This window comes from Candidatus Amarolinea dominans, from assembly GCA_016719785.1.
GTDB classification, from domain to species: Bacteria; Chloroflexota; Anaerolineae; order SSC4; family Amarolineaceae; genus Amarolinea; species Amarolinea dominans.
In genome coordinates this window covers 43,620-60,388 of sequence record JADJYJ010000031.1, presented here as the reverse complement: position 1 = coordinate 60,388, position 16,769 = coordinate 43,620, and the positions used below count along the sequence as shown (strand labels likewise).

At 62.2% G+C, this 16,769-nt stretch carries 16 protein-coding genes; 6 read left to right on the top strand and 10 right to left on the bottom strand.

Annotation, left to right across the window (positions count from 1 at the left end; translation table 11 throughout):
* Positions 1-209: 209 nt before the first annotated feature.
* Positions 210-686 (bottom strand): BON domain-containing protein, encoded by a 477-nt coding sequence (locus IPM84_24265; protein ID MBK9095808.1) that lies wholly within the window; start codon positions 684-686, stop codon positions 210-212.
* Between the two features lie 257 nt (positions 687-943).
* Here IPM84_24265 and IPM84_24260 point away from each other — a divergent pair, with 257 nt between their 5' ends.
* Complete coding sequence (locus IPM84_24260) at positions 944-1,828, top strand: hypothetical protein (protein ID MBK9095807.1); 885 nt, start codon at positions 944-946, stop codon at positions 1,826-1,828.
* 34 nt (positions 1,829-1,862) lie between these two features.
* Here the strand turns inward: IPM84_24260 and IPM84_24255 are convergent, their stop codons facing one another.
* On the bottom strand, positions 1,863-2,699 hold the full coding sequence (locus IPM84_24255; GenBank protein MBK9095806.1) for a YwiC-like family protein: 837 nt from the start codon (positions 2,697-2,699) through the stop codon (positions 1,863-1,865).
* 393 nt (positions 2,700-3,092) lie between these two features.
* Here IPM84_24255 and IPM84_24250 point away from each other — a divergent pair, with 393 nt between their 5' ends.
* The 5 genes from IPM84_24250 to IPM84_24230 all read left to right on the top strand — a co-directional run bounded on the left by IPM84_24250 (position 3,093) and on the right by IPM84_24230 (position 7,324).
* On the top strand, positions 3,093-3,947 hold the full coding sequence (locus tag IPM84_24250; GenBank protein ID MBK9095805.1) for a 3-hydroxyacyl-CoA dehydrogenase family protein: 855 nt from the start codon (positions 3,093-3,095) through the stop codon (positions 3,945-3,947).
* 91 nt (positions 3,948-4,038) lie between these two features.
* Entirely contained in the window at positions 4,039-4,500 is a 462-nt protein-coding gene (locus IPM84_24245; GenBank protein MBK9095804.1) for a DUF3887 domain-containing protein, read from the top strand.
* The gene (locus IPM84_24240) at positions 4,500-5,081 is read left to right on the top strand and encodes a pseudouridine synthase (protein MBK9095803.1); all 582 of its coding nucleotides are present in this window, start codon (positions 4,500-4,502) and stop codon (positions 5,079-5,081) included. Before IPM84_24245 ends, IPM84_24240 begins: the two co-directional genes overlap by 1 nt.
* 52 nt (positions 5,082-5,133) lie before the next feature.
* Positions 5,134-6,831, top strand: coding sequence for an AMP-binding protein (locus tag IPM84_24235; GenBank protein ID MBK9095802.1), 1,698 nt, complete (start codon positions 5,134-5,136; stop codon positions 6,829-6,831).
* Between the two features lie 7 nt (positions 6,832-6,838).
* Positions 6,839-7,324 carry a GNAT family N-acetyltransferase gene (locus IPM84_24230; GenBank protein ID MBK9095801.1) on the top strand — a complete coding sequence of 162 codons (486 nt, stop codon included), beginning with the start codon at positions 6,839-6,841 and terminating at the stop codon, positions 7,322-7,324.
* A gap of 87 nt (positions 7,325-7,411) precedes the next feature.
* Here the strand turns inward: IPM84_24230 and IPM84_24225 are convergent, their stop codons facing one another.
* From IPM84_24225 to IPM84_24190, 8 genes are all read right to left on the bottom strand, one after another.
* Positions 7,412-8,215: a GNAT family N-acetyltransferase gene (locus tag IPM84_24225; protein ID MBK9095800.1), complete on the bottom strand. Its 804-nt coding sequence runs from the start codon at positions 8,213-8,215 to the stop codon at positions 7,412-7,414.
* A gap of 106 nt (positions 8,216-8,321) precedes the next feature.
* Positions 8,322-9,128, bottom strand: a complete 807-nt coding sequence (locus tag IPM84_24220) for an N-acetylmuramoyl-L-alanine amidase (protein ID MBK9095799.1) — start codon at positions 9,126-9,128, stop codon at positions 8,322-8,324.
* Complete coding sequence (locus tag IPM84_24215; protein MBK9095798.1) at positions 9,016-11,067, bottom strand: N-acetylmuramoyl-L-alanine amidase; 2,052 nt, start codon at positions 11,065-11,067, stop codon at positions 9,016-9,018. Before IPM84_24215 ends, IPM84_24220 begins: the two co-directional genes overlap by 113 nt.
* 88 nt (positions 11,068-11,155) lie before the next feature.
* Positions 11,156-11,644 carry a hypothetical protein gene (locus IPM84_24210; GenBank protein ID MBK9095797.1) on the bottom strand — a complete coding sequence of 163 codons (489 nt, stop codon included), beginning with the start codon at positions 11,642-11,644 and terminating at the stop codon, positions 11,156-11,158.
* 37 nt (positions 11,645-11,681) lie between these two features.
* Positions 11,682-12,812 (bottom strand): branched-chain amino acid ABC transporter substrate-binding protein, encoded by a 1,131-nt coding sequence (locus IPM84_24205; GenBank protein ID MBK9095796.1) that lies wholly within the window; start codon positions 12,810-12,812, stop codon positions 11,682-11,684.
* Between the two features lie 26 nt (positions 12,813-12,838).
* Complete coding sequence (locus IPM84_24200) at positions 12,839-13,717, bottom strand: hypothetical protein (protein MBK9095795.1); 879 nt, start codon at positions 13,715-13,717, stop codon at positions 12,839-12,841.
* Positions 13,718-13,732: 15 nt separating this feature from the next.
* Positions 13,733-15,457, bottom strand: coding sequence for a VWA domain-containing protein (locus IPM84_24195; protein MBK9095794.1), 1,725 nt, complete (start codon positions 15,455-15,457; stop codon positions 13,733-13,735).
* A 28-nt stretch (positions 15,458-15,485) separates the two neighbouring features.
* On the bottom strand, positions 15,486-16,751 hold the full coding sequence (locus IPM84_24190; GenBank protein ID MBK9095793.1) for a substrate-binding domain-containing protein: 1,266 nt from the start codon (positions 16,749-16,751) through the stop codon (positions 15,486-15,488).
* Positions 16,752-16,769: the final 18 nt, after the last annotated feature.

Genomic DNA, 16,769 nt, shown 5'->3' with positions numbered 1-16,769 from the left:
ACATTAAGGGTGCATGAACCTGGCGTCTGGCAAGGTGTCAATTCTGTCAGAAAACAACAGAAAACGGAGGGTTGGATACCCTCCGTTTTCGATTCTTGCTTACAGATGACCTGGATCGGTTCCAGGCCTGTGCTCTGTTTACTTGGCTGTCACCTTGATGCTGCGCGGGCGCACCGCCTCAGCCTTGGGGATGGTCAGTGTCAGCTGAATCAGGCAGGTGAGGTCAGTGCGCTGAACAGGCTGGCAACCGGTTGTTCGACCGGGGTCAGAGGCATTTCCTCCTCCTCCACGGCCCGCACCCCGGGGATGCCCTGCACGATGTCTAAAGCTGTTTTGCGTGCCGCCGCCGGTAAGACGCCCACAATCGTGATGCGTCCCAGGTAGGCGTTGACACGCAGCGGAAATGCAGCCGTGCGGCTGTCGGCGGCCAGGCGCTGAGATGCTTCCATCTCCAGAACGTTGTCAACGATCAGCTTGCTCGTCACCGCGACATTGCCGGCCGTGGCACGGGCCAGCGCCAGCGCGCTGTTCGCAATCGCCTCGCTGCGCACAAAGCCGTACAACTCAATTCTGTCTGCACTGGTCTTGACGGCGGTCTCCGCGGCCGCATGTCGAAACGGCGGATAGCTCGCCAGTGCGCGACGCACCGCGTCCGCCGTCTGTTCGATCGTGGATGGTGATGTCATTCCCCTGCTCCTCATGGTCGTGTGGGGGTGGTCCAAATGTTGTCCTTAGGAACGAGAATTTTTCAATTATCTGGTTTAACGGCCCACGGGGTGGCTATGTTCGGACACTTATTTAATTCTCGTTCCTTATTATCGCGCCAAACCGCTTTTTTTGCATCCTCAGCCGCGTTCGATTTGCGATCTCTTGTCGCGCGTTATTGCACCTGTAAGGTTATGCTGGTATCATGGTTTGTACTTGGATCAAAGGAGACTGAGTCATGAACATAAACGACCTTTTACAGGCAATGTTGGCGCCGCGCGGCAATCAGCCCGCGGGAACTGGGACTGGGACTAACGATGATCCGCTCGCAGGGATTCTCGACGGCTTACTCGGCGGCGCGGGCGGTGCGCAGCAGCCAGGCGCCGCGGGTGATGATCCGCTCGCAGGGATTCTCGGCGGCTTGCTCGGCGGCGCGGGCGGTGCGCAGCAACCAGGCGCCGCGGGTGATGATCCGCTCGCAGGGATTCTCGGCGGCTTGCTCGGCGGCGCGGGCGGTGCGCAGCAGCCAGGCAGCGGCGGGCTGGAGGACATTCTGGGCGGCCTGCTTGGTGGTGCGGGAGCCACACCTGGCGTTTCGCAGACGCCGGGAAGTGCGGGTGCGGGCGGCCTTGCGCAAGTCCTGGTTCAGGTCCTGGGTGGCAACCGGGAATTTGCGGGCATCATCGAGGGCCTGGCCGCCAAGATCGGTTTGCCTCCGGCCGTTGCACAGATGGTCGTGACGTTCGTGCTGGAGAAACTGCTCGGCGGCAGCAGCACGGCGACCAGTACTACCTCGTCACGCAAACGTCAGGCGGCTGCCGCTGCACCACAGACAAAAACCGGCCGGCCACGCACGCAAACCCGCCCGGACAGCGGCGCGCTGCGCGACATGTTCCAGCAAGGCACGCGTATCGAACCGGGCTACCTGAAGCGATCTGGTCTGGCCAGCGAGCTGGCGCAGCGCACCGGGATGGACTCCGCGACGGCCACGCAGAGCCTTGACTATGTATTTGGCGCGTTGCAGGGCCGCACCACTCAGATGAGCGGCGAGAGCACCCAGGTCGAGGGCCTGAATACACCGCCGCAGGGACATCGTCGCGATTTACCGGCCGCGAACCGCTAGGCAAACAACCGGTGGCCTGAAGTTTGGCAGCGCGTCAAGAAACGTCCGCTGACAGGCGCCAGGCCACGATGAAGAGCACGGTAAAGAGCGTACTGACGATCAACTGGCGCACACCGATGCGTGTCGGTTTGATCCCCGCTGCCGGCCGCAGCGTGCCGTAGACGGTCTCCACCGCCTGCAGCAGAAAGGGCAGGGGTAGCAAGGTCGGGAGCACGTCGGTCAGCACCAGCGCGGTCACGGCCACCAGGTTGAACCAGGTATAGGCCAGGGCGCGAGCGGCCACACGCAGGCGCTGGCGCACGGATGGCAGCGTCTTCCACGGGCGCTGCTCCAGACGCAAGCCGGCATAGACGATGGAAGCGGCCGATTGGAACCAGGCCAGCGCCCAAAGCCACCAGCCCATCGGATCCGGCGTTCCGCGGCCAATCCAGTAGGCAGCCGGGGCCGCAAGCGCCAGCACACCGCTGGCTACGATCTCGACGCCGAGTTGACGCCGCTCGGCGCGGCGGGCTACCAGGTACAGATACCACACAAAGACAGGCAGACCCGGCAGGGCCAGGATGGCAAGCTGCGCCTGGCCTTCCCACCACAGCCCAGCCAGGCCGATCAAGGCCAGCAAGCCGTAGAATGCGCTCCAGAAACAGGCCGGCGCCAGGTCCTGCGGGCCACGACGCTTACTCCACACCTTGACGATGACCGTCAACGGCTGGCGAAACAGGAAGACGGCCAACGCGGCTACGATCAGCCAGCCTGAGGCGGCCGTCCAGCGGGCGCCGGCAAACAGTCCGATCAGCAGCGGGCTGAAGAGAAATACCCACGAACCATGTTCTTGCGTGATAGCAATGTGCTTTTGCCACAGCGATTGTTTCAAGACGACTTTTTTCCTCTGCATGTACTGATTCGTCACACGTCATCGGGCGCCGGTCGAGGGCGCCGTGCATTGGGTCATCGGTCAGGGCCGCACCGTGCATTGTACCGGCAGAACGCCGTTCGGTCAACGTCGCAAGTGCCCCCTGCCCCCCAATTTTGGGGGAGCCGAACGCTTTCCCCCCCAGGATTGGGGGGCAGGGGGCCGCCTGAGCAGTTATCTTTGCACGAGCATACTGACTTATGACGCGCTGTGACGTGACAGGTTGCTTGTTTGGAAAAAACTGTGTACAATAAGATTACAGTAAGATTACAGTAAGATTACAGTAATCAAACGAACACGGTAGGCCCTCACGGGGTCAGTTTGAGGTCCGTAGGACAGAAAGGGTGCGGGGCGATGATCAAGGTCGTCAGTGTGGTGGGCGCCGGTACCATGGGCAGCGGCATTGCCTACGTCAGTGCCCTGGCCGGCGCAGACACGCGTCTGTACGATCCGTTTGCCTCCGCGCTGCACAAGGCGCGGAACTACCATGCGCACACCCTCAGCCGGGCGCTGACCAAACAGCGTTTGACCCAGACCGCGGCTGACGCGGCCCAGGCCTGCCTGTCTTATCATGACCAATTGGCCGATGCGACGCGCGACGCCGATCTGGTGATCGAGGCCGCGCCCGAACAGATCAGCCTCAAACAGGAGTTGTTTCGTCAGATCGAGACGCTGGTCGCATCAACAACCATCTTGGGTAGCAATACGAGTTCCCTGCCCATCACCGAGATCGCGAGTGTTTTGGGCTATCCTGGCCGGGCCATTGGTATTCATTTCTTCAACCCTGCCCCGTTGATGACCCTCGTCGAAATCATCCCCGGCCTGGACACGACACCGGCTACTGTCGCTGCGGTGGAAGCGTTCACACGCCAGGCCGGCAAAGACCCGGTCATCGTCAAGGACTATCCGGGCTTCATCACCACGCGTATCGGGCTGATGTACGTGGCCGAGGCCATCTTCGCCTTGCAGGAAGGCGTGGCCGAACGCGACGCGTTAGACAAGGCCATGCGCCTGGGTTACAACTTTCCGATGGGGCCACTGGAATTGGCGGACCTGGTGGGCCTGGATGTCATGCTGAATGTGCTCGACGCCCTCTATGACAACTATCGCGATGCCCGCTATCGCTCCCCCATCCTCCTGCGCAAGATGGTGCAGGCCGGCCGGCTGGGACGCAAGTCGGGCGAAGGATTCTATCGCTACCCCGGCTAGCCGGTTAAGCCAGGCTTGTGGTGACCTCCGATGACGTGAATGCGATTCCGGGGAATTCGATTCTGGAATGGAGGTAGGATATTTACATCACATGAATTGCATGAATGGCAAGAGACACGGGTCATGGCTGGTGCTTGCGCTGGTGATGGCCATTGGTTTGAGCGCCTGCAGCGGTGCGCAAACCGTGACGTTGAGTGGCCAGGACCGCGAGGCGGTCCTGGCCTACAGCGAGCCGATGACCGACAACCTGCTGGCCGGCATGAACGAAGCCGATTACGCCCGCTTTGCGCGGCACTTCGACGAACCGATGCAGAAGGCGATGACCGAGGCCGCGTTTCAGGGCATACTTAGCAGCATCGGCGCTAAGCTCGGCGCGTATCAGGCGCGGGAAGTCGCCCTGGTCGAAGATACCGGTGCGTTCATCCGTGTCACCTATACGGCCAGTTTTGCCAACGAAGACGGTGTGACCGTGCGCGTGGTTTTCAACGACGGCACACCCGATCATCTGGTCAGCGGACTGTGGTTCGATTCGCCGGTACTGCGCCAGAAGTGATGAGGGGCGCACGCTATTTTCTGCTGAACAAGCCCTATGGCGTGCTGTGTCAGTTTACAGATCCGGCCGGACGCCCGACCCTGGCCGATTGGTTTCCGGTGGCCGCTATGTACGCAGCCGGCCGCCTGGATACAGACAGCGAAGGACTCTTGCTGCTGACGAACGATGGCGATCTGATTCATCGCCTGGCGCAGCCCGAGGGCAAGCAGCCCAAGACCTACCTGGCGCAGGTCGAGCGCATTCCCGATGCAGCCGCGCTGCTGAGTCTGCGCCAGGGCGTTGTCATCGAGGGCCGGCGTACGCAACCGGCGCAGGTGGAATTGCTCGACGCAGCGCCGATCTTGTGGGAACGCCCCGTACCGATTCGTTTTCGGCTGTCGGTGCCAACAGCCTGGCTGCGTATCACGCTCACCGAAGGACGTAACCGGCAGGTGCGCAAGATGACAGCAGCCGTGGGCTTTCCAACCTTACGCCTGGTGCGCGTGAGCATCGGGCCATTTGAAATTGGAGATTTGCAGCCAGGCCAGTGGCAGGAAGTGCCCCCCGCGCAGGTCAGGCTGCTGCTCAGCAGTCGTGTGTAAGTTCGCCGCCCCTGTTGGGGCTTGGACGTGAACGATTTCTTCAGGAGGCAACGTGAACGAAAAACCCTGGTTAGCGCACTATGATGAGGGCATTCCGGCGACGGCGGCCCCCTACTCCGGCACCCTTTTGGACAAGCTGGATGAGGCGGTCAGGCAACGCCCGGATGCCGCGGCAGTCTGGTTCAAGGGTACCACCTTGAGCTGGGGACAAATGGACGAGTTGAGCAATCAGTTTGCCAATGCTCTGATCGCCATGGGCGTGAAAAAGGGCGAGCCGGTGTCTTCACTGCTCGTCAATTCGCCCCAGGCTGTCATTGCCCAGTTGGGCTGTTGGAAGGTCGGCGCGGTCTATGCACCCCTGAACCCACTCTACACCGAACGTGAACTGGAGGAGCTGCTCAACACCAGCGGCGCACGCGTCATGCTGGTGTTGACGCCCTTCTACGCACGCGTCAAGGCGATTCAGTCCAAGACGAAGTTGGAATACGTCATTCCCACCCGCATCCGCGAGTATTTGCCCTTTGTGTTACGCCTGCTGTTCATCGCTCTCCGTGAGAAGAAGGCCGGGCACCAGGTGACACCGGCAACCGGCGACCACTACCTTCCCGAACTGTTGGCGGCGCAGGTCGGCAAGCCGCGACCGAACGTGCCGATAACGCCAGATGACGACGCGCTGCTCCTGGGCACCGGTGGCACCACCGGCATCCCCAAGGTGGCAATCGGCACGCATGGTGGCCTGTTGGCGGCCGGCAAACAGATCCGCACCTGGTTCAAGGATGCCCTCGTGGACTGGGATAGCTACTTCTGCCTGCCGTTGCCGCTGTTTCATGTCTTTGGCAATGGCGGCGCGCTCAGCACTAGCCTGTATGGACATTTCCCGCTGGCGCTGGTCCCCGACCCGCGTGACGTCAAGGACCTGGCCGAGACGATTGGCAAGACCAAGCCGGCCTTCTTCATCGGCGTACCCACACTCTATATCGCGCTCCTCAACAACCCTGAGGTCAAGGAAGGCAAGATTGACTTCCGTTCGATGAAGGCATGCATCTCTGGCGCGGCGCCCCTGCTGGCCGAAACCAAGATGGCCTTCGAGAAACTGACAGGCGGCCGCATCGTCGAGGGCTATAGCCTGACCGAAGCCATGATGGCCTGCTGCATCAACCCGTACAAGGGCGAGTTCAAGCTCGGCTCGGTCGGTATGCCAGTGCCCGACATGACGGTCCGCATCGCCGATGGGGTGACGGGCGAGGGCAGTCTGCCGACGGGCGAAGTGGGTGAGATCATCATCCAGGCGCCGCAGATCATGAAGGGCTATTGGGGGCGCCCCGATGCCACTGCCGAGATGATCCAGATGCACGACGGTGAGCGCTGGCTGCACACCGGTGACTTGGGCTACCTGGATGAGGACGGCTATGTCTTCATCGTTGACCGCAAGAAGGACCTGATCAAGCCCAGTGGCTACCAGGTGTGGCCGCGTGAGGTGGAAGAGGTTCTAAGCCAACATCCGGCCGTGCAGGAAGCGGCCGTGGCCGGTATCCCTGACGCGTACAAGGGCGAAGCCGTAGCCGCGTGGATTGTGCTCAAGGCCGGTATGGTCGCCACCGTGGATGAGATACGGGCCTTCTGCAAGGAGCGCATGGCCGCGTACAAGGTGCCTACGCGCATCGAGTTCCGCGACACCCTGCCCAAGACGATGGTCGGCAAGGTCCTGCGACGCAGCCTGGTGGAAGAGTACAAACAGAAGAACAAGTAGCCGGCTGATGTCACCCGCCAGCGAACCGTCCGTCACAGTCATGCAGGTGCGACCCGCACGCGCCGACGAGCAGGCGCTGATCCGCCACATGGTGGCGAAGGCCCGGCTCGACCCGACGAATCTGCACTGGCAGAACTTCTTGCTGGCTGAGGTGGATGGGCAGGTGGTGGGTTGCGGTCAGATTCGGCCCTATCCGGGGCTGCGTGAATTGGGTAGCATGGTGGTGCGGTCGGCGTATCGTAAGCGCGGCGTGGGCGCTGCCTTGATGCGGGCGTTGTTGGCCCAGGGCACACCGCCGCTGTTCCTGGAGTGCCCGGCCTACCGGGTCAGCTTCTACGAGCGCTTTGGCTTTCGCCTGGCCGGTTTTGGCGAAATCCCATGGGTTTTGCGCCTGAAATGGCTCCTGGGCAACACCCTGGTGCGCTGGCTGAGCGGCGTGCCGATCCGGGCCATGCGTTGGGACGGAGACTCGCCGTTCGACAAGGTCTCCTGACCGCAGTCGGGGTGCTCGGTCGCACACCTGAACACCGTCATAAAAAGAGGCGGGTCACTCGACCCGCCTCTTTTGTTTTTGCTCAAATCACAGATCCAGTACCATCAACCACTGGCGTGCGGCCTCGTCCAGGCCTATGCGGGCCTTACTGGCCTGATACGAGAGCACCGGCAACTCCGTGGTAGTCCACGGCAGCGCCGGCAGTTCTTTGTGTGTACGAAAGCCGAGCTTTTCCCAGAAGGTGCGTCCACCGCTTCCTACCAGGCCATAGATGATGTCCAGGTCCTGACCGGCGCCGATTTGCAGTCGCGCCCATCCCCGTTCTCTGGCCCATGTCACCAGCGCCTGGGCTAAGGCTGTGCCGATGCCGCGCCGCTGGTAGGCCGTGGCATCCTCATTGTTTTCGTCGGACAAGGCGAGCAAGCCACTCTGAAACGTGGGGGCGCCCATCTCGATGCATTGAATGAAGAGGGTGTTGGCGGGATCATCGGCTTCCACCGCCGGCCAGAACCAGCTGTGGCGTAGGCCTTCCGAAGAACGCCCCATGCGCAGCAAAAGTGCGCTGGGAAAGAAACGAATGACACCGACGATCTTGTCGTCGTGCCAGGCTTGAATGGCACAGGTGCCATAACGGTGGTTGACTTCGCGCAAGAATTCGCGCCGCTCGCTGGAGGCGCCAGGCGGGCAGACCAAATTCTGGCCCAGTCTCGGCGCTAGTTCGTCGAGCAGGCTATCAGGCCACGGGTGGTGCAGCAGGCGCGTATCCACACCATTGTCGGGTGAATGACGCAACTGTGCGGCCGCCAGCGGGCCGTGATGCAAACAGAGCGTAGTCACCAGATCGTCGCCCATCGGGCGAATGTTGATAGCGCCGTCGCTGGTAGGTTGCATGAGCAGGCTCCTCGTCGTTTGTCAGCACGCCTCGTCACCATCAACCATGTGCGGGGCGGCGCAACAATCATTTGTTGCCGGTGAGCGGTCATGCAACCCCAGTATATCAGAGCTGTTGCATCGCTTGCAGTAAGATTTCCTTCCAACGGGCGCCCATAAGCCACTGTCTGCCCGGAGAACCGACATTTTCCAGTTCACTGCGGCCCACGACAACGTCTGCTGTCAGCTTCAGTTCTTGCAGCAGCCAGGCCACCAGGCGCGCGCCGCTGCTGATTTGGGCTGCGGTGGGCGGCACGTCGGTGAAATTGCCCGCGAAGGCGACCGCCACCCCGTCTGCGTTGACGGCCGGCGTCACCGTCTGCTCGCTCACGGTGTCCAGCGCGTTCGTTTGGAAAATCGTACCATCGCCTGTGATCAGGAAGTGATAGGTGATGCCCGCGCGCCCCTGGCTGATCTGCACCTGCGCAATGCGTTCGGGCGTCACGTTGTCGCGCGTCACCGTATGATGTACCACCACGCGCCGGATGGCGTTCAGGCTGCGGGTGGCATAGCGCGCCGTGGCGTGGCGGGGCAACTGCGCGCTGACATCCCGGAGGTCAGGACGCGTGCCGCCTGGCGGCTCACCACCGCCTGGCGGCTCACCACCGCCTGGCGGCTCACCACCGCCTGGCGGCTCACCACCGCCTGGCGGCTCACCACCGCCTGGCGGCTCACCACCGCCTGGCGGCTCACCACCGCCTGGCGGCTCACCACCGCCTGGCGGCTCACCACCGCCTGGCGGCTCACCACCGCCTGGCGGCTCACCACCGCCCTGGCGGCTCACCACCGCCTGGCGGCTCACCACCGCCTGGCGGCTCACCACCGCCTGGCGGCTCACCACCGCCTGGCGGCTCACCACCGCCTGGCGGCTCACCACCGCCTGGCGGCTCACCACCATCTGGCGGGAGTTGCCCGGCCAGGCAGTCGGTCAGCCGCTGCTGTAAGTCGGTAATTTGTGCCTGCAGGGCGATGATCGCGGTCTGCTGTTCTGCCACCTGGCGGCGCAGATTGCCCGTCAGGTCCTGCAAACCTTCAACCTGCACCTGGTACTGCGTCAGGGCCAACTCGCCATCGGTCAGTTGCATGCGCAGGTTTTGATTATCGGCCTGCAAACGGGTTACCTCGGCTGTGAGGCTGGACACCTGCGCGGCCTGGGCTTCGGCGCGCTGTGCTCGCTCCAGGGCGGCGGTCAAATCGCTACGCGCCTGCGTCAGATCCGTGAGCGCCTGGGCCAACAACTCATCGCAGGTAAGCCCGATCGGCGGGAACTGGCTGCGCACCTCGCTGAACAGCGTGTTTTTCCAGGCCGCGCCCTGCAGCCATGATGCGCCGGGGGAAGCGACGCCCGGGTCAACCTCGCTGCGTCCGTTGATGTTGTCGGTCGTCAGGTCGAATTCTTGCAGGAGAAAGGCGCACAGTTTGGCGACGCTGGTCAGTTGGCGGGCGGGCGGCGGCGCGGCGCTGAAATCGCCGGCCAGCGCGACGCCGATACTGTCCGCATTGACAGGGTCAGCGCCGCAGTGCGTGGCCGTGGTGCGCAGGGTGTTGGTTTGGTAGATGGCGCCGTTGGCCTGGATCAGGAAATGATAGGTGATGCCAGGCTTGCCCTGCTGCACCTGGGCACGCGCGATCAGATCGGGCGTGATGTCGCCAGAGGTGACGGTGTGGTGGATGATGAGACGCCTGATCGTGTTCCACGGACGCACGGCGTAGCGAACCGTGGGGCTGCGCAGGAGCAACGCATGAACATCGGTCCAGGCGGGTCGTGTCACCGGCCCGGGCGCCTGACGCCATTCGTCGGCCGGGTACTCAACAGGCGTTGTGCAATCCGGGTTGAGGGGCGGCGCCTGGCGGTCTTTCAGCGTGGCGATCCGGTTACTGAGCGTAATCGGTCGCTGCTGATTGTCCACGCCCAGGTGACGGAAGGTTTCCCAGCGCCCGGCGTGACCCACCTGGAACAGACAGGCGCCCAGCGCGTACGCGTCGCGGCACAACTGGTCGTTGTACCAGTCCAGCGATTCCCAGTATGAATCCTGGGTCACGCTGTCTGGTGAGTAGAGCCAGCCCACATCGCCGCCATCACCAATTTTGTACATGCGCGCCAGACCGGCTTCCGTGATGATGGCGGTGTGGCGGTTGTTGTAGCGCTGACAGATCCCGCGCATCGCGCCGCGGTAGAGCAGCGCCGCGCTGGAGGTGTCGGCGCGTGGCATGAGGGCCGGCCAACCGTACTCATGAAAGCCGAGATAGCGATAGGTTTCCAGGGTACGCGGGAACCAATCCAGGTAGTGGGAGGCGTCTGTGTAGTTGCCGGCGCCAAAGTTGAACGCCACAGCCTCGATAGCGGCCGTCTGCAGGCGCGTGCGAAACGCCGCTTGGAAGCGATCGAGCGCCTGGCTGCGCCGCTGATAAAACTCGGCAAACTCCGGGTAACGGTCAAGGGGCGTGCCTAACTGGTAATTTTTGAAGGAAGCCGGGCCTGGCAGCGTTTCATTTGGCCCCATCCACGCGTTGATGAGCAAGCGGCCGTTGACGCGCTCGGTGGCATAGCCAAAATCATACTCCAAAATGCGATCGGCGTAGGCGGCGCCGGCGCCCTCAGGATCATTGGCGTCCAGCCAGCGCACCTGCTCGTCCAGGGTGACGAACAGGCGGCCGATGATGAACGAATCGGGCGAGAGGCTGGTGCGAATCTCGCGCAGCAGGCCACGATCGCCGGCGTGAAACAGAATGACTGGCGGCTTGATCAACGCCAATGCCTCACGGATAAATGGCACCGTGCTGTTTTCGATGTAAAATCCCAGTTTGTTCACGGTGATTTCTCCCCAAAAAAGAAACCGGGTTTCAGCGAGAGAAGTTCGTCAAGCGAAGATCATCGTGAACCCGGTTTCTGTCTGATCGTTATGTTTGGGCTGGCGTCGCGCTCGTGGACTCAGTAAGCATCTGTTCGATCTGCTGCACCCGCTCCTGCTCGCTCGCCAGAAAGGCGTTCCACAGTGCGGCTACGTCATCCGGCGGTTGCGCGCCTAACTCCTGCTGATACCAGCGGATGGTGGCATACGACCGGCCGCGCAGGAGGTCCAGACGACCCTCCCGGCTTCTGACGTAACGCGCCTCGTCCACTTGACTGCGCACGGCATAAACGTCGGCTGAAGACAGATCGTACAGACGCAGCATGCGTGAGATGTCCGCCATATCGGAGCGCAGCGTCTCAGCCAGTTCATCCATCCAGATCGCCATCTCCGCTTCGGCGGCGGCGGCATTGCGCTGATAGTATTCGCAAATGGTCAGCAGCGTGCGTTTTTGACGTAGGTTGACCATCAGGCTTTTCTCGACGGGCGTCAGGCCGACCGCCAGCGTTTCTTGCTGTTTGTCTGATCGCTTATCCATCCCACTCCTACGAGCTGGCGCCATCCGGGGGATGGCGTTACGGCGCTACCTGCACAAATTGGCTGTCCCTGACCTGGAAGATGAAGACCTTGGGATTCTTCACATCGCCATTGACATCGAATTGCAGCTCGCCCATCACACCGCGAAAGTCAATCTGACGCATGGCGTCGGATATTTTGGTGACATCGAGCGAGTTTGCTTTCTTGACACCTTCGGCCAGCACCGCCATGGCGCTGTAGCCATTGACAGAATAGGTGTCCGGGTTGCGAGATTCCACCGCCTGATAGGCCTGAATCCAGGGCTGCCCGGCAACTTGCGGGCTGGGCGCAAAGGCACTGACGTACATGCCCTCAGCGGTGCCGTTGGCCTCGTCAATGGTCGCGGCCAGGAAGGCGCCATCGCTGGCCAGCAGCGGCGTCGTCACACCATTCTCAACCAGATCAGCCCGCAGATAGGGCGCTTCGATCTCGTAGCCGGCGTAGAAGATGGCGTCCGGATTGGCGGCCTTGATCTGAGCTACCTCGTCCAGGTAGCGGGCCTGACCTTCCTTGACCTGCAGAGCCAGGACCACCTCGGCGCCGACAGAAGCCAGCGCCTTCTGCATCTCGTTGCGCAGACCGATACCATAAGGGGTATCGTTATGCACAATGGCGATGCGTTTGGCCTTCAGGTTGTTGACCAGGAACCCGGCGTCCACCGCAGCCTGCACCGTGTCATTGGCGTTGACGCGAAAGAAGTTACGGTAGCCCTTCTGCGTGATCGAGGTTTCGGACGATGTCGGTGTGATGATGATGAGCGGCAGGTCCTTGTACACTTCCATGGCGGCCAGGGTCTGCCCGCTGTTGAGGTGACCGACGACGCCGAGCACCTTTTGACCGGATGCCAGCGCTTCTTTGACCTTCTCGGCGCCGGCGAGCGCCACGTCCGAATCAGACTCATCGTCGAGGCCGATGACGACGACCTTGTAGCCCAACAGACCGCCCTGGCGGTTGATTTCTTCGGCCGCCAGGCGCACACCGCCCAGCACGGTCTGCCCGCCGTTGGCCTGAAAACCGGACAAAGGCACGGCCACGAAGACCGTCACCTCCCCACGGGTGGGTTGCGGATTGGCGTTGCAGCCGGCGAGGAGCAAACTGAACATTAACAAAATCAAGACCAAGTTGCGCATGGCAAACTCCTGTTGTCTGATAGCCATTAACCGGCCGCCGACGTCTTGCGCACCGGCTGCCGCGGTTGCATGGTTCCCACATCATGCTCAGCATCGTACGTGTACACTTCGTTGATCGAAGTAATCATGTCGTTCAGGGTACTGACTTGACCGGAGATGTCAGCCTGCAGGCGTTGGGTGCGGCTGCTGTCCACATCGCGGGCGCCGATCAACTGTATTTGTGGATAGATGGTGCCCAGCGCGGCCAACGATTGCTCCAACTGGAACTCGGCCTTTTGCATCATGTTTTCCAGTCGGTCGAGCGCCTCCCCTTGCGTGGTGCGCGCGTTGATGGCGGCTTCCATTTGTTGGCGCACCGACGCGTCGCGCTCCAGGTTGAGGCGCTGGCGATAATTGGAGATTTCAGTGGGCACCGACCTCATGTCACGTTTGATGACCTCGTCGCGGCGATAGGCGTCCAGGCGGCGGGCCAGTTGAAACATGTTCGCCAGCCAATCGTTGATCTGTTGCACCGTGTCGCCCAGACGGTCCTGCATGACGCCGCCCTTCTGCGTCTGCACAGCGGCCTGAATGCGCCGGAAATAGTCGAGGGCCTGCTCCAACTTCATCTTGATCGTACGGTCGGTAATGCCCGCCGTGGTGAATTCCTGCAGGAACAGGCCCGTCACCACCTGGCGGTTGTGCTCGGGGTCGGTCAGGCTGCTGACGACCAGGCCGGCGATGCCGGCGAGGCCCAGGGCCGCCCATCCCCAGACCGGCCACCACGGAAACGGCTGGGGCGCGAAGTAGGTGGCGAGCAGGGCGCCGGCCACGATCAGGGCATTTTCCACGCGCAACAGCGCATGTTCCAGGATGGCCTGGCGCGCCTGGCGCTCGATTTTCTGACTAATGGACTGGTCGGGCATAACGGCTTCACACGCTCAGAAATAGCTTGACAGCAGCTTGTACAACTCACGAATCGTCTGCTCGGTGCCTTCGCGCACCTGGCCTCCAGACGCGTCGGCCACGGCGCGCAGCGTATCGTAGTCGGCGTCGCTGCCATAGGCGATGCAGAAAATCACCACCGGTACGCCGGTTTGATTGCCGCGCTGAATCTCGCGCACCAGGGTATTCAGGCTGACGCTGGAGGCGTTCTCACGGCCATCGGTCATCGCCACAATGGCGTTGATGCGCTCTTTGTCACCGCGCTCCTGCAGGCGCTGGTAAGCCGTGCGCACTCCATCGAGCAGGGCGGTGTCGCCGTTGGCGTTGAGCGCGGCGATGGCGCTGTCAAGGGTGTCGCGCGTGCGCCCCAGCTCCTCCAACTCGATCACGTTGTTGACCTGACCGCTGAACTCCACCAGGCCAACCCGCTCCTGGCTGCCTTTGATTTGGGCCAGGAACGCGCCGAGCGCCGTTTTGGCCGCATCCAGCTTGTCACCGCGCATCGAACCGGAGGTGTCCACCACCAGGAAGACGTTGGTCAGGCGCTTGGTGTAGTACCAGACATTTTGCACGACTTCCACCACGGCCGCGGGCGGCATCTGCAAGGTGGTTTGCGGCTGTTTGGGGTCAACGCCATTGGTCACGGTCAAGGGCGAGTCCGCGCTATCGAGCGCGATACTCAGGTCAGCCGGACGATAGCCATAGCTGAGCACCAGCTTTTGCGAATCTGCATTCAGCAGAAACTCACGCAGGGCCTGGTAGGTGCGGCGTTGATTGGCTGACAGGCTGGGTAGTTCGAGCAGTGCCAACGGATGATCGGCCCACAGGGTGCCTTCCGTTGGGTAGAGCGCCACCAGTTTCTCGCCGCGCTGATCACGATTGAAACGCACCACCAGTTGTTCCTGCACCACAAAGGCATCCAGGAACGACCGCCCCTCTTTTTGGGCGCGCTCGATGACGGTCAACTCGCCTTCGCCGTAATACTTGACCGTGCGCTCGATGTTGCGCACATAGTCCAGGGTGGTCTGCGCGGTGGCATCGTCGGCCGTCAGCCCGCGTGTCTTGCCTGCGCCTGCATAGAACTCGGCCAGTGTCGCCAGCAGACCGCTGGCATGACCGGTGGAGGCGTGGTTCCATTTGAAACTGGCGTCGTCGGCTGCGCGCTTTTGGATGGTGTTCCAACCCACCGGCTGCGGCCAGCCCAGGTCACGCGCCACCGTTTCCCACGCGGCAATGACGATGGGGCTGACCGCGTAGCGGGTTGCCTCACCGACACGGCGCGGCGCAATCTGCCCGGCTTCTACCTGTTGGCGCAAAGCCCACTGGCGGTCGAGCTGATCGAGCCACAGCATGGAGTCGGGCGTCAGCGCCTGGAAGGTTGGATCTTCCAGCGCCGCGCTGACCATGTCTTCCGGGTTCATCTCCACCAGCTTGACCTGCATCGCCTGGCCGTCGGCGGTGCGCAGATTCTGGCGATTGAACTGATCCACCAGAATCTGCAGCATCTGCCCTTTTTCCGGGGAATAGGCCAGGGTCAGGGTGGCATTACGAAAGCCCACCGTGTTATCGGCCTGCTGGGCAAGCGGCGCCAACGGCCCCCGCAGGCCGTTCCAGGCGATGGCGGCCAGGGCGCAGCACAGGAGCAACGCCAGGGCGCCGCCGATAATCGTATACGTTGCCGCGGGCGGGACACCGCCCTGCTTTTCTCGTTGTCTTGACATCGTGGCCTCTTTTGTTTGCGCGTCAGCCTTAGCGCTGGGCGACATTCAGGTCAAACCAGCGGAGCAGCGCCAGGAGCACATCACGATTCGGGGCACGCATGGCCGTGGTGCGGGGCACGATGGCCTGCGCGCCCTGTGATTCCCAGCGGGCAAACAGGCTATCGCCATCACCCGCAGGGGCAACCGGCACGTCAGGATTGGCAGGGCGCAGGCCGCGAGCCACAGCCTTTTTCTGCACATCGGCTGACAGCAGGTATTTCTGAAACTCCAGCGCCGCGTTCTTCTCGAACGCCGTGGTCTCCGGCCCCACCCAGACGGTAAACGGGAAGTCGAACCAACTGACATAGTTGGGGTAGCGGATGAGCAGTGGGTCGGCCCAGCGTGTCTGGATGCCGGCCATGTTGGTCAGCAGGTCGCTTTCCAGCAACTGCCCGCCATCACCCACCGAATAGCCGAACAGCGCGAAATCTTCGGCGGTGTAGGCACTGGAACCGCTGACATCGGTCAGCGCGCCCATCAGCTCCTTGAGCCAGGTCTGAAATTCAGGATTGGTGACGTCCGCCACGCTGATGTCGGTGCGATTGTAGAACTCGCCGGCTGCGGCGATCATGGCCGCAAGCCCGCCCACGTTCTTGCGCGGGTTGGGCACCACCAGCTTGAAGAAACCCCAACTCGGATCTCCGCCCAATTCCGGCCAGCCGCCTTTGCTGACGGCCGCGTCATGAATAGATTTCCAGTTGATGTCGCCAAACTTCTGCTCCAACACCTGCGCACGGGTCTGATAGATGCCCCAGGCGAAGAGCGAGATGGCGATAGGCCGCGCCCGGTACTCGCCGTCGGTCAGGAAGACATCGCGCCCCAGGCGTTCCTTATAGGTCACGTTGGCCAGTTCCACCAGGTAGCGGCTATCGGGAATCCAAACCGTGGGGAACTGTGTCAGCTTGTCCTTTTCGGCGTCGGTCAGGTCAGCCAACGTGCGGTCGCCGAGGATGCCAAAGTCGTCGCGGTCCCATTTGCCCAGGGCGGTCAGGCCATCCATAGCGATCACTTCCACCTGGATGACCTCGTTGCTGCCGGTCAGCTTGCGTTTTTCATCGTTGAACTGTTTGGCGGCGTCACGCACCCACGGCTCCACCGGTAAGGCCGTCAGGACGCGTATCTGGATTGGGCCGGTTGGTGCAACCACGAGAGGCTGCTGCGGTCGGGTCTGCAGATAGCCCAGGCCCCAGGACACGCCAATGACCACCAGTGCCAATACGATGATGGCAATGAAGATAATGCGAGTGCGATTCATGTGATTTGTCTCTTATGG